The organism is Alkaliflexus imshenetskii DSM 15055 (genome assembly GCF_000517065.1).
GTDB classification, from domain to species: Bacteria; Bacteroidota; Bacteroidia; order Bacteroidales; family Marinilabiliaceae; genus Alkaliflexus; species Alkaliflexus imshenetskii.
Genome location: NZ_KI912105.1, coordinates 2,265,378 through 2,279,899, shown reverse-complemented (window position 1 = coordinate 2,279,899; position 14,522 = coordinate 2,265,378). Strand labels below are relative to the sequence as shown.

Genomic DNA, 14,522 nt, shown 5'->3' with positions numbered 1-14,522 from the left:
AATAGTGCCTTATTAAAAGTCCATATGCTAATTTAATAGGGTATTGTGCTAAAATCAAAAGGAACTGCATCTACTTCTTTGCGAAGGTTGGGGTTCATGGCCAAATCAACATCCGGGAAAGGAAGCTTGAATACCGATGCGTTCACATTAGACACCTTAAACGACCAGAGCTCCACATCGGCAAGCGTAGCTTCCCCTTTATAGTAGCTATAGATGCTGCCGTAACTTCCTCGTTCCTGATTGCGAAGCATTTCTACGGCCTCATCAGGTTTGTAGTAAGAAAGTCTCACGAAATCAAACCAGTTGTCACCCTCACAAGCGAGTTCTTTTCTGCGCTCATCAAAAATCATTTTAAAGTCCAGTCTGGTTACCGGAATGGCGTTTGCAATAGCTCGAGAGCGAACGGCATTGAAATATTTCAGCGCTTCGGCATCGGTTGTTTCTACGTTATTACCCAAAATAGCTTCGGCATAGATCAGGTATACATCGGCCAAACGTAAGATATGAGTAGCCAAATCAGTAGCCATCCGTTCGCCCATCTGACCATTTTCTGCTTTATGATCACCTTCAACATGACCAACGATGTGTTTAACAATATTTGCACCGGTGGGCACACCAAAAGGAGAACCGGCTACATTGTTGTCATCGTCCATTGTGGCAGTAAATCCACCCACATGTCTCCAGAAATAGGGATAATGATCGCCCCACATCATCATGGTAGCCTTGCGTCGTGTATCCACATTCTGACGCGTTGAACTTAGTGCGTTCTCACCAAATAGCTTTTGTAAATCAATGGTAATGCCACGCCAGCCACCCCATGTGTCTGCAATACCGGTAAAATTATTGAGTGCAACATCAGATTGGATGGAGTTTTGCGATGTCCACTGATCCGATATTACCCAACGCCATGAAATAAGGTTCTCAGAGTTAAAATTACCTGTACTGATGCGGAATAAATTACCGTAAACAGGCTCCAATTTACCTGGATACTCATCTATAACCATTTTGGCATACTGTTTAGCCAAATCGAGATACCTTTGATCACGACTTCCATTTTGATTTACACCAGAACGGGTAAGATACACTTTTGCCAAAAGTCCGGCTGCCGAGTATTTATGTATTCTGCCTTGCGCATTTTGTTCGGGCAGCAACTCAATGGCCTGAAGCAAAGTCCGCTCAATGTACTCATATACATCTTCGAGTTTGTTTTTCATTAACTCGTTGGCTGTACCTGCACCAATAACGGCGGTGTTGCTATGTATAATAGGAACTTCGCCCCAGATGCGTACCAGATAGAAATAGGCAAGTGCTTTCATAGTCATAGCCTCACCAATTACAGTGTTCTTCACTTCCACAGATACACCGGGACCGGCTTTGGCACTGATATTTTCAATTACGGCATTGGCATGTCCGTTAACCAGCCAGAGTGAGCTAGATGCATTCACCAAATCTTCGTTACTGGAATTCAGGTTGAAATTTTGGTAAATGTCATCGGTGCCTTTATAGATGTTACCGGCCAGCGCATCACCAATCCATAGAAAACCACGCTGATAATCATACCAGGGTGAGTTATAGAGGATGTTAGCGGCCTGAAAACACTGCTCATTCGTCTGATAAAAGTTATCAATATTAAAAGCATCTTCAGTAGGCCGATCCAGGAAATCCTCACAGGCAGTTGCGCCAAAAAGTATCGCAACCAAAGCCCAAAGTTTATATTTAAGAATATTCTTCATCTGATAGAAATTTATTTGTTATGGTCATACTTTAATCCACAGCGGGTGGATGAAACGACTCATGTCAGATTAAAAAGCAACATTTACACCAAAGGTATAGATACGAGGCGACGGATAACGACCGTTGTCAAGTCCATACACGTTTGCACTGGTTTGACTGGCACCAATTTCTGGGTCAAAACCTGTGTACTTGGTAAAAGTATAGAGGTTCTGCAAGTTGGTGTAAACCTTCACGTTGCTTAAGCCAACTCTTTGGGTATATCTTTCAGGCACGTAATAGGCCAGCGAGATATTCTTAATTCTTAAATAAGACCCATCCTCTATGTATCTGTCAGAAATGCGACGGTTATTGTTGGGATCGCCCACAATTGCGCGTGGCAGGCCATCTTTGCCCATTCGCACAATGCGCACATTGTCTATGTCGTTGAACCAACCTTCAACCTGATTGCCATCGGCGTCGTAATAAACTTTACTCGCATCAATTGCACCAAGCAAGGTTCTATCGTTGGCAATAGCCAGTTGATTAGTCCATAACGAGCTCATGCCATTGAGGCTACGACCAATATAATTCATGATTTTGTTGCCGTATGCCCCATTCATAAAGACATTCAGCTCCCAGGACTTATACCGGAATGTGTTGTTAAAACCAAAAGTGAACTTAGGAATAGGCGATCCCAGATTTGTACGGTCATACGAATCAATAACACCATCCGGTTTACCATCGGGGCCAGAGATGTCCTTAAACTTCAAGTCACCCACCCATACTGTACGATCCCTCTCAAATGTAACGCCATCATTGGGGAAAGCCTCTGTTCTTGGACTGTTCAAAATGTCTTCTTTACTGGTATAGATACCATCTACCACAAAGCCATAGAAATTGTAAAGAGAGGCTCCAATGGTTGAAAGGCTCACCACATCACTCCACTGTCCGTAACCTTCGATGTGGGCAGTTGGACTTCCAGTTAGGGCAAGTAGCTTGTTCTTATTTAAACTGAAGGTGAAATCGCTGTTCCACTGCAATTGTCCGGTCAATGGACGGGTATTTAAAGATACTTCGATACCACGGTTTTCTATTTCACCAAAGTTACCCATAGGAGGATTCAGACGTGCAGATGCATTTCCGCGTGTACCCATGTAAGAAGGCAACTGCATGTCCATTAACATATCCGAAGATTTCTTAAGGTACATGTCCACAATTAGGTCGATACGGTTCTGGAAAAAGCCTAAATCAACGCCTAGGTTATACATCTCCTGCTTCTCCCATTGAATAAATGGGTTTGCAATATTGCTTTGACGATACCCCATTCCCAATCCTGTTGGCATACGGGTTATTGAAGCGCCCCATAGGTACGAATTGATGTTGGCATTACCTGTTTGTCCCCATCCACCACGTATGCGGAAGTTGTTCACCACAGGAGATAATCCCTGCCAAAACTCTTCGTTAGAAACACGCCACATTACAGAAGTGGCATGGAAGGGTGCCCAACGGTTTTCAGGTCCAAAGTTTGAGGAACCATCATATCTGAAAGTGTATGTGGCGTAATACCTGTCATTAAAATTGTATGAGGTACGGGTAAAGAACGACGCCATTGCGCCACTGCCAAATCCGGAACCAATACGATGGGTCGTTGGCTGACCTAAGCTTGGAGAATGAATGTCGTTACTTGATAAGCCCGTGCTGGCACCACTCAGATACTCATAACGCCATTCCGAAACCTCCTGCCCCGCCATTACAGTCACATTATGCTTCAATAATGAGGTGTTATAAGTAATGAAGTTTTTCAACTCCCAGAAAGTATTCTGGTTAAACTGCCAGCGAGATTCGTTGTTAATGTTCTCAATCTTACCATGCTTATAGGTGGGCTTAAAAGTGTATGCGTTTACAAATCCCAAATCAGTGGCCACTTCTGAGCGAAGTGTTAGTCCTTTAAAGAAGGTAATATCGCTATAAACACTGGCCTGAAGCCCGGTTCTTTTGAGGCGGATATCCTCGTCCAAAGCTTTTGCAATGGGGTTTACACTACCTCCTGAACCCTCACGCTCATCGCCCGACCAACTGCCATCGGTGTTATATACTGGAACATCGGGTGCTGTGCGCAGACCCACGTTGATAATACCCTCTTCACTGTTGTTCAAACCCAAATCATCTTCGGAACGTGAAAGGTTGATGTTGGTTCCTAGCTTCCACCATTTTTTTAGGTCAGCATCCAAATTTACACGACCGGTAAAACGCTCGTAACCACTACCAATCACGATACCTTTCTGGTCAAAGTAGCTGCCCGACAGGTAATATCTCACCTTCTCGGTTCCACCCGAGGCACTAATCTGATGGCTTTGCATAGGAGCGGTGCGAAAAATCTCACCCTGCCAATCGGTTCCCGTTCCCAGAAGCGATGGATCAGCAAACTCAATCCTTGGGTCACGACCTGAAGTTTCAGCTGCTATTGAATTAGAATACTCTGCAAACTGACGCAGGTTGAGCATGTCAATTTTCTTTGCCTGCTCTTGAATACCATAGCTAAACTCGTAGTTAAACTTTGCATCACCAGTACGTCCACGTTTGGTTGTGATAAGCACAACGCCATTGGCTCCTCTTGAACCATATATTGCGGTAGCAGACGCATCTTTAAGAATCTCCATCGAAAGAATATCGGCAGGGTTAATACTAGACAAACCACCACCAAACGAACCTACAGGTCCATTTCCTAGTTTGTCACCCAAACCAACTGAGTGTCCACCCTGACTTACATTCTGAACCGGCACACCATCTATAACATACAAAGGTTCAGCTGCAGTAGAACTAAGGGTTCCCTGTCCTCTAATACGGATAGATACGGATGCGCCTGGCTGACCGGATGTGGTAATAGCAGTTACACCAGCAGCACGACCCTGCAATGCCTGATCGAGGTTGGCAGATACGGTTCCGGCAAGCTGTTCGCCACTCACAGAGACACTGGCGCCGGAAATATCACTCTTGCGCATTGTTCCGTAACCAACCACTACTACTTCATCCAGACCAAGTACGGACTCCTGCAATACAACATTCACAACGGTTCTGTCACCAAGAACTACGCGTTGGTCAGCAAAACCGATGAAACTAAAATTTAATACATCACTGCCTTCCGGAACTGTGAGCCGATAATTTCCATCAATATCGGTAACAATTCCCGTAGTGGTACCTTCGACCACAATTGAAACCCCAGGCAGGGGCTCGTTCATTCTGTCTGTTACCTTCCCGGTAACGGTTCTAGCCTGGCCAAATGCCAATAATGGGCAGATGAACAGAAATAAAACTGACAATAAACGCAGACTTCTTGTCATAAGGATTGATTTAAATTTGATAATTGTGAGAGATTTGGTAATTAATCTAAAAGCATATATAAAAACTGTTTTCGCCATTAAGGAAAATCCTGTTATTTACCTACCTTTTTACTTAATCAGAAAGTGTTTGAAGAACACTTACAAAAGGTCAAGTCAAAATTATATATCCCTACCCAATTCGACTAATACTATTTTGTCTAAAATTTGTATTATTATATACATTTTAACCTTAATTAACAGCAGCCGCATCAGCACATCATAAACGTGAATGCATTGGCACATAGCTTAGAACCTATTTACTTACATAAAAGCAAGTACCAATAGTATGAAAAAGGGACAAACTGCCTGAACAGATAGTCCCCATACAAAAGTCTTAACCTAAGGTGAAATTTCAACAATAGAGTTTACACCATTTGTTTAATCCGTAAACAAACATAAAAAGGGGCTGCCATTAAATGGCAACCCCTTTAAATACAGAGCAATAATACAATTAATTATTCCATCCCGGATACAAGCCCAAACCATCCTGGCTATAGCCCGGCACCTGGTTCAAGAGTCCTTCGGAAAGGTCAATTTGACTTTGTGGTATTGGGAAGAAACCTTTGGTAGCGTCATAACGGGCACTGTAACCACTAGGATGCAGAGCTTTATGTGTTGCTGCTACGCCAAAGTTATAAACTTTAACACCAACCTGAGCTTCCAATGCATTTTTGGTAAAGGTAGCACCCCAACGACGCATGTCATTCCATCTTACACCTTCAAACGCCAATTCATAACGACGCTCTTTCTGTAGGTTTTCGAGTGAATAGGCCACAGCAGGTAAGTCGGCACGGGCACGCACCTCGTTCATGTATGAAGCATCTTCTTTTAACTCAGACAGCATCAGCAATACATCAGCAAAACGAATGAATACCAAATCATCGGTATGCGAAAGCTGGTTGTTATTAGCAGTGCCATACATAATCACACCATAATCATGTCTAAGGTTTCCGTCCGGATGACGAGCGGTAATTCCATTATACTTTTTACCCCAGTAGTTGCTTTCAAGAACAAAGTCCCATGCACCTCTTTGGTAACCTGACGGAATAACCTCTTTTTCAATATCCATTACAGAAGCCCAAAGGCGTACATCGTTGGGTTCATCGGCAAGCCACTGGTCAACCAATGATTCGGGAATAGAGTTTCCTTGTCCCCAACCACCTGCAAATGGATAAGTGTTTTCGATATTCTGAAGACCGCGTAAAGCATAGAACAACTGGTAGGTATTGGAATAACCTCTTCGAATGTCCCAGTTTGCAAAATTCGAAAACTGCAATGCAAAAACGGTTTCAGGGTTACGTGCACCATTGTCGCTGGCAAACTTGAGAGTCTTACCAGTTTCAGCCATATAATCCTGAATGTACTTATAGGTGCCAATAGTAAGCTCATTGGTATATGGCCATAGCTCATGAAAATCATCAACCAGATAGTGTCCGCTATTCACATAGCAATCTTCCAGCCAAGTGATTACATTTTGCTTTGTAACACTACCACCTTCGGGTAAAGTGATAGCAGTTTTCTGATAAAAACCGGTGTAGAAAAGGAAGGCTCTGGCCATTAATGCCTGTGCAGCCCACTTGGTAACTCTACCTTGTTGTGTCTGTGCATAAGGCACGTTGGGAAGCAGTTCAATAGCACTTTTTAAATCAGATGCTATCTGTCCGTAAATCTCATCGGCAGTTGCTGCAGGTAAATTCACTGCTTCAGTGGTAATTTTCAAAGGCACTTCATTGAACACTGAATTAAGTTGATAGAAGTACCATGCTCTTAAAAAGTACGCTTCACCGACATATTGATTTTTTAACGCAGGACTAACCACATCGTCGGCAAGTAAGCCCATGTTCTCGATTGCGAAATTGGCACGGTGGATTCCCAGATAGAGCACCGACCATGAGTGCGCCAACATTTCGTTATCGGAAAACTGGAAGGTCTCATACGATTGGGCCTGGATATCATTCATACCACCACCACCAAGCTTATCATCACTGGCCACTTCCCAGATGAAAAACGGACTTCTGTCAACCTGATGTTGCAAGTTGTTCATGATGGTATAAATTCCAGCCATCATCTGCTTGGCATCATCAGCCGTTTGCGGAAAGTTGGCTGATGTTTTATCGGTAAGGGGATCTGAGTCAAGAAAATCTTCACACCCCACAAACAATAAACCAGCAATTAATAAATATAATATTTTTTTCATAATGTCCTAAGATTAAAGGTTTTAAAACTTCAGATTAACACCTACCATGTATGTGCGTGGGGCAGGGTAGAAACCCAAATCGATACCGCGAACGAATGGCTGATCGTCACCATAACCAACTTCTGGATCCATTCCCGAGTAATTGGTAAATGTTACCAAATTACGAGCTGCCACGTACAATCTGGCTTGTCCGAGTGGAAGATTTGGCATAACCCGTTTGAAATCATAACCAAGGGTTACATTCGAAATTTTAACAAAATCCCCATCTTCAACATAAATCTCTGAAATATTAAGTCTGTTGGTAGTATTACCGGCTGTTAGACGTGGTAACTTGTTCGAGGTACCTTCACCATGCCAACGTTTGTAAATATCGGTGGTATAGTTATGGAACTCATTGTCGCCAAACGAGCGGTACGACTGCATAATCTGATGGCCAAAAGCACCATGTCCTGCCATAGCAAAGTCAAACCCTTTGTAAGCAAAGTTGAGACCAAAACCAATAGTGAAATCGGGATGTGGGTTACCAATCATGGTTTTATCATCCGGAGTTACTTCACCATCACCATTGGTATCTACAAAAATCACGTCACCAGGTTGTGGATTTGCTTGCAGAAAACCTCCCTGCCAGCTATTGATTTGCTGCTGATTCTGGAAAATACCCGCAGTTTTGTAACCATAGAAATAGCCTACTGGGTAACCAGTTTGAACACGCCAAACAGGATCGGTTCCCTGAGAAATTCTATTGGCTTCACTTTGAATAAATCCGGTAGCATTACCAAGTCTTGTTACCTCGTTCTTATTTTTGGCGATGTTAAATTGAGCACCATACGTAAAATCACCTACGCGGTCGTTCCAACGAACTGCCAACTCAACTCCGGAGTTTTCAACATCACCACCGTTGTAAAATGGTGCCTCAGCTCCAAAGAGTGCTGGCATAGGCTGACGAACCAACCAGTCCTTGGTTGTTTTCTTATAGTAGTCGAAAGCCATCTGGAAGCGTGATCTCAGGAAATAAGCATCTACACCAATGTTAAGCTGCTCAGAAGTTTCCCAAGCTACGTCAGGGTTAGGCAGAATAGCGGGGTAACCTCCAAGCTGCATAACACTTCTGTCTGATCCAAAACGATAGTTGTGCTGTGGGTTAAATCCAATAAGCGCCAGATACTGGAATGGATCAATTGTAGAGTTACCATTCTGTCCCCAGCTAACTCTTAATTTCAAAAAGTCCACAACATTGTTGTCTTGCATAAATGCCTCTTCAGTCATCACCCAACCAGCAGAAACTGATGGGAAGTAACCCCAACGATTTCCTCTTGCAAAATTTGAGGAACCGTCCGCACGCATTACCAAAGCCAACAGATATTTCTCATTGTAGTCATAGTTCATCCTTCCGAAGAATGATGCAAGCTGACCTCTACTAAGCGGACCACCTGAAATACTGGTTACACCAGTAGTCAAACCATCGGTGTTGTTAAGGAATGCATGCTCAAAACCTATAAAGGTTGGATTTGCGTTGGTGGCACTCATATCCGTTCCAAGACCCCATTTCTCAAGAGACTGTCCCACAAGGAAGTCGAAAGAGTTATAACCAGATCTGAAGCGATAGTTAAGCGTGTTTTCAAATGTCCAGTTGTGTCCATTTCCGGATGACTGTTGGATTCGGCCTGGGCTCAGAGAAACGTCACCTGCAAGATTATAGGCAGGCTGATAACTGCGATAGGTGTTGCCATTGTATCTGTAACCATATTGGCTTCTGAATACCAAATCACGAATGGGCTGAATTTCAAGGTATGCACTACTATTGATATTGTAGTTTCTGGATTCGTTCATACCTCTGTTCAGGTGCATTTGAGCTATGGGGTTATAAATCCTTGATGACAGACCAGCCAAGCCGGAAGCCTGAAGATCAGCATTGGCATAATATTCTCCGGCGGCATTGTACATAGGTACCAAAGGGTTACCTACAAGCATGTTTCTGATGTCGTTCCAGTACATACCCCCAATGGCAATACCAGATCTTTCGGTATACCCATAGTTAAACGTTTGGCCAAACTTAACGATATCAAGGCCATTGTTTTCATAAATCACATGGTCGCTATTGATACGTGCAGTATAACGGTCGTAATGTGGTTCAACCGGCTTACCAAAAACACCTTCCTGAGATGAGTAAGAGAAACCCATTGAAAAGGTTGATTGGTCTGAGCCCCCAGCAAGATTAATTGCGTGGTTCTGAATGGGTGCATTTTTATTATAAGCTTCTTCCATCCAGTTGGTTCCATTCCATGCGCCACTTTGTATGCGCTGATAAAGAGCAGGTATTGCAGCGGCAAAATCTATAGGAGCACGTCCTGATACCACACGCTCTTCGTTGTAAATCTCCATAAACTGTTTGGCATCCAGCGTCTGAGCCAAATTCTCGATTTGTTGTACGCCATAGTATCCATCATAAGATACGCGCATGGCGCCACGTTGTCCTTGTCTGGTTGTAACAAGAATTACACCGTTGGCAGCACGAGAACCGTAAATAGCAGCAGAAGCAGCATCCTTCAAAATATCAATAGACTGAATATCGGCAGGGTTAAGATTATTGATATTTCCTCCGGCTACACCATCAATTACATATAGAGGTTCTGAATTACCGATGGTACCAAGCCCACGAATGTTAACTTTGAAACCTTCACCTGGCATACCAGAATTCTGAACAATGTTTACACCGGCAGCCTGACTTTGGATAGCATCAAGTGCTTCAGTACTATTTTGGCGAAGCAGATCATCAGTACCCACGTTGATGTTGGCACCTGTGGTTAATCTTTTCTTCTGCACACCGTAACCTACAACCACCACTTCATCCAAATCGGAGAAAGCATCTCGCATAGAAACTACGATGTTAGTTTGGCTACCAACAAGCATTTCCTGAGTTTCCAAACCAATAAATGAGAAAACCAGAACCGAATTGGAACCGGCCACTTCAAGGGCGAAACTACCATTAGCGGCGGTAATTGTACCATTAGTAGTTCCTTTTTCCAGGACTGTTACACCCGGGATAGGAATGTTTTGAGTGTCGTTAACCACACCAGTTACACGTTGCTGTGCATACGTAATGTAGCTAAATAACAAGCAAAAAATCAAAATCAGATTTCTTCTTTTCATAGTTTGTTGTTTGAGTTAGTTCTAATTAATTAAACATTAAGATGTTGCTTAAAAAAATACTCAGTCTACTGACAACCATGACCTACAAAGCTGCACACCTTTATAAATCCATAATCATCAATAGCTACTGACAGAGAACGCAAAAGCGTGGGGAGAGAAAAATTCATTATCATCAAGCCTAAAATTTTAATAAAACATCATGACATACGTAAAATGGAAAATTTGATAATTCGCTAAACAATCCGATACCTACTTCATAACATTCAAACAAATTCTACATTTTTAACTTGGATTAACAATTAAGGTCGATTTCAAAAAAAACACATAATACAATAAATCCATTATGTGAATACTTTCTTTTGTTACATGCCATACAACTGCCTTATACTATCATATAATCAATGCATTCGGAAATATGCTTGTCAAATCTTATAATAATTTTATCATAATCAAAAATGATAATTCTCAGAGAGCCGAAGCAACTGCGTTAACATTACGATACAATTTTAAGGGATTTTTAGTCACAAAGCAAATATTTAACATGTAATTTTTCTACAAACAGGATAGATAAAGGACAATCGGCACACTTAATTTATTTATTATCAAACCCCTGTGGTTAACAAAAAAATATCAAAACAGAATAGAATACTTTTTCATACCAGAACAGAATACTTCACAAATTCAACAAACATTAACTTAACGTCTTAACAATCGCTTTACAAAAAGATTACAATTAGACCACACGGTATTAACGCCTGGTTAAAGCAGACACCATACTTTTGCTTCCGTGGAATCAAGGCTTACTTCACACAAACATTTTGGTCTTTCCTCCACTTACAGCCGCATGGTTATAAACCCAAAAAGTGCTTACACATAGAATTGATACAAATACAAAACTTAAAAAAATGAAAACAAAGAGTCAATTTTGGAGAAAACTCCTTTTCGCATCACTGATGCTTGTTGGCACAGGCTTAGTTTTTACAGCCTGTGATGATGATGATGAGCTTGGTGCTTTACCATCGCTAAACATTTCGAACGAGACAGCTCAAAACGCTACATCCAATACTGTCTCCACCACTGTATCCTTTGATGCATCTGAAGGAGCCAAAGAACTCGTGATCCTTAAAAATGGATTGGTTTACAAAACAGAGGCTTTAAATGGTCAGAAATCAGGCAGCTATTTATTTGAATATACCATATCTGAAACTTTAGGTGCTGCCATCAACTTCACATTCCAGGTTGTGGACAATAAAGATCGTGTTTCGGCCACTTCTCCGGTATTTTCGGTGAATGTAACTGCAAAACCGATCAGAGTTGTGCAGCCAGGAAACTACCTTGGTCAAATAACCTGGTATTCAGACACCATTTACCATCTACATGGTTATGTGCGCATTGGTCGCGATGTACGTAATCAGGACGGCACACATACCATCAACAGAGGAACCAACGTATTGACGATTCAGCCAGGTACGCTTATTATTGGTGACAAAGAGTCAAAAGCGGTACTAATTGTGCAGCGCGGTGCTAAAATTGTTGCTGAAGGAACACGTGAGAATCCCATCATTTTTACATCTGAAATGCCGATTGGACAGCGCCTGCCAGGTGACTGGGGTGGTGTAGTAATTTGCGGAGAAACTGTGAATAACCAAGGTGCAAACATTGAGATGGAAGGTAACTATGGTGCTTACCACGGTGGTAGCGTAGCCCTTGACGATGCTGCACACAGCTCAGGCAGCATGCGCTTTGTACGTATAGAGTACGCTGGTGTACCCATCAACCCAAATGAAGAGGTGAACTCCCTTACAATGGGTAGCGTGGGCTTGGGAACTAAATTTGAATACATTCAGTGTTCTTACGGTTTGGACGATGCTTTTGAGTGGTTTGGCGGAAGCGCAAACGCTAAGTATCTGGTAGCCTACCGTGGTCTTGATGACGATTTTGATGTGGACTTTGGCTTTAGCGGCCATGTGCAGTTCGCAATCGGTATCCGTGATGCAGCCCTTGCCGACCAGTCAGGTTCTAACGGATTTGAAGTAGATAACAACGGTTCAGGCTCAGCATCTACACCATTTACCTCAGCTGCTTTTGCCAACGTAACCATCATTGGCCCTAAAAAGACTCGTGAAACGCCTATCAACCTTCAGTTTCAACACGCTGCTCACCTGCGTCGTGCCAACAAACTTAAAATTTACAACTCATTTATGACCGGCTATCCCGAAGGCATCTTTATTGATGACTCACGCGGAAATACAAGCGGTTACGCATTAGCGGATGAGCTCCGTATTCGCAACACCATTATTGCTGGCGTTGAAGGATGGGGTGGAAATGGATACGGTTCGGCTTTAGCAGCGGCAGAAGGGACAGTAGAAGGACTGCCTTTTGGAAACAATACGCAACACCCGAATGCCCCCAGAGGTATCTCGCTCAAGCAAAGTGCCACAGAAGGCTTCAATATTGTGAGCTGGTTTGAAACACCTGCATACAATAACAAAAGACTTTCATCCTGGACACTTGCCGGTATCGACCCAACCATTTTTGATTTGACTGCAAACCCCAAAATGACTCCCAACGCTGGCTCAATGCTTTTGGATTATGCCAAATGGGACAATGTACCGGAAAAAAACATGTTTGAACAAGTAGATTTTATTGGTGCTTTTGGTGCTGATGACTGGACACAAGGTTGGACTGAATTCCTTCCTGGAACCGTTGTATATTACTAATGATATCAGCCTGTATTTACAGATATAATCTATAATACATCAGCCACAGACTCTGCTGCAGAGCGCTGTGGCTGATATTTACTTTAATCCCCGCCCTTTCATTATAGGCAATCACATTTTGAATGTAACCACAAAACACATGAAACAATTATCTGGCTATATACTCATTATTCTATTAACCATTTCATTTACAGCCTGCAACACAAACCAGTATAGTCCATCGGTTTTGATGGCTCATGAATCAAGCGATTCAATCATGACTGAACTCGCCACGTTTCTGGGCAAAAGACCGCGGGGTGTTTTGCGCGAGGACCGATTCAATCCGGAGCACAGGTTACATTTTGAGAATCTCGCCAAAAGATTTGAACTAATTTACTATCATAACGATGGAGATCGTCATTATTATTACATTCTGCGTCCTGCCAGGAATCATGAAGGACATGTAAAACGCGGTGTAGGTGGTTGGTTTGAAAAAGAGGGCGATGCCCGCCTAACCAACTTCATGGAAGTGTTTAACACGCCAATTCTTCCTGAAAAGGAGCTTAAAACCAAAGGGCTTGAACTGTTTAGTGAAATGATTGCGACCGGCCAAATAGATAAATTTCAAGGCAACAAAGCGTATATTGAATGGCCTGATGCCCGAACCCAATATGACCCAAACATTAATGAATGGGTATATATTGCTGACTAAACGGAAGGGACAACCATTTATTAAAAATACAGAAAATTTTCTTCATATATGAACCATATCATGTTTTTGGCGTTTCTCTAATAAACCAATAACATTTAAAGATATGAGCATATTCAGAGGCGAATGGTTTCATAAGGTAGACCCGATAGTAACAGGCTGGATGTCGCGAAATGGATATTTGCTACTGCGTATATCCATTGGGATAATATTTTTTTGGTTTGGGTTCTTGAAATTTATACCCGGTTTAAGCCCGGCGCAGGAACTGGCAACACGTACCATCACCTTAATGACTTTTGAGCTTATCCCCGATGTATTCATCATCAATGGATTGGCGTTCTGGGAAGTATTGATTGGCATAGGGCTGATAACCGGGAAGTTCATGAGAGAAACACTGCTATTGTTATTCCTGCAAATGGCAGGCACATTTGCGCCGGTATTTCTCTTTCCCAACGAAGTATTTACCCGCATACCCTATGCCCCAACACTTGAAGGGCAATACATCATTAAGAATCTTGTACTGGTAGCTGCAGGTATCGTACTTGGAGGCAAGCTGAAAAAAAGATCAACAGAATCAAGAAAACCATAAATTCTGCAATTGAATATAAAAAACGAACCGCTTCTGAAAATGGTGTCAGAGCGGTTCATTCTTTTTACAACATATTGGTTAACAA

General features: G+C 42.5%; 7 protein-coding genes. 3 read left to right on the top strand and 4 right to left on the bottom strand.

The window, feature by feature from the left end:
• Positions 1-32: 32 nt before the first annotated feature.
• The 4 genes from ALKIM_RS0109510 to ALKIM_RS0109495 all read right to left on the bottom strand — a co-directional run bounded on the left by ALKIM_RS0109510 (position 33) and on the right by ALKIM_RS0109495 (position 10,440).
• Positions 33-1,733, bottom strand: coding sequence for a RagB/SusD family nutrient uptake outer membrane protein (locus ALKIM_RS0109510; protein ID WP_026474432.1), 1,701 nt, complete (start codon positions 1,731-1,733; stop codon positions 33-35).
• A 69-nt stretch (positions 1,734-1,802) separates the two neighbouring features.
• On the bottom strand, positions 1,803-5,054 hold the full coding sequence (locus tag ALKIM_RS0109505) for a SusC/RagA family TonB-linked outer membrane protein (RefSeq protein ID WP_044118251.1): 3,252 nt from the start codon (positions 5,052-5,054) through the stop codon (positions 1,803-1,805).
• Positions 5,055-5,544: 490 nt separating this feature from the next.
• Positions 5,545-7,290, bottom strand: coding sequence for a RagB/SusD family nutrient uptake outer membrane protein (locus ALKIM_RS0109500; protein ID WP_026474430.1), 1,746 nt, complete (start codon positions 7,288-7,290; stop codon positions 5,545-5,547).
• Between the two features lie 21 nt (positions 7,291-7,311).
• Complete coding sequence (locus ALKIM_RS0109495) at positions 7,312-10,440, bottom strand: SusC/RagA family TonB-linked outer membrane protein (protein WP_026474429.1); 3,129 nt, start codon at positions 10,438-10,440, stop codon at positions 7,312-7,314.
• 905 nt (positions 10,441-11,345) lie between these two features.
• On the opposite strand from ALKIM_RS0109495, the gene ALKIM_RS0109490 reads away from it, so the two are divergent.
• The 3 genes from ALKIM_RS0109490 to ALKIM_RS0109480 all read left to right on the top strand — a co-directional run bounded on the left by ALKIM_RS0109490 (position 11,346) and on the right by ALKIM_RS0109480 (position 14,437).
• Positions 11,346-13,160, top strand: a complete 1,815-nt coding sequence (locus ALKIM_RS0109490; RefSeq protein ID WP_026474428.1) for a hypothetical protein — start codon at positions 11,346-11,348, stop codon at positions 13,158-13,160.
• Positions 13,161-13,299: 139 nt separating this feature from the next.
• On the top strand, positions 13,300-13,851 hold the full coding sequence (locus ALKIM_RS0109485) for a hypothetical protein (RefSeq protein WP_026474427.1): 552 nt from the start codon (positions 13,300-13,302) through the stop codon (positions 13,849-13,851).
• Between the two features lie 103 nt (positions 13,852-13,954).
• Positions 13,955-14,437 (top strand): hypothetical protein, encoded by a 483-nt coding sequence (locus ALKIM_RS0109480; protein ID WP_026474426.1) that lies wholly within the window; start codon positions 13,955-13,957, stop codon positions 14,435-14,437.
• Positions 14,438-14,522: the final 85 nt, after the last annotated feature.

Excerpts from the sequence above, each read along its gene's own strand:
- ALKIM_RS0109510 (WP_026474432.1), bottom strand. The coding sequence starts at position 1,733 with ATGAAGAATATTCTTAAATATAAACTTTGGGCTTTGGTTGCGATACTT.
- ALKIM_RS0109505 (WP_044118251.1), bottom strand. The coding sequence starts at position 5,054 with ATGACAAGAAGTCTGCGTTTATTGTCAGTTTTATTTCTGTTCATCTGC.
- ALKIM_RS0109500 (WP_026474430.1), bottom strand. The coding sequence starts at position 7,290 with ATGAAAAAAATATTATATTTATTAATTGCTGGTTTATTGTTTGTGGGG.
- ALKIM_RS0109495 (WP_026474429.1), bottom strand. The coding sequence starts at position 10,440 with ATGAAAAGAAGAAATCTGATTTTGATTTTTTGCTTGTTATTTAGCTAC.
- ALKIM_RS0109490 (WP_026474428.1), top strand. The coding sequence starts at position 11,346 with ATGAAAACAAAGAGTCAATTTTGGAGAAAACTCCTTTTCGCATCACTG.
- ALKIM_RS0109485 (WP_026474427.1), top strand. The coding sequence starts at position 13,300 with ATGAAACAATTATCTGGCTATATACTCATTATTCTATTAACCATTTCA.
- ALKIM_RS0109480 (WP_026474426.1), top strand. The coding sequence starts at position 13,955 with ATGAGCATATTCAGAGGCGAATGGTTTCATAAGGTAGACCCGATAGTA.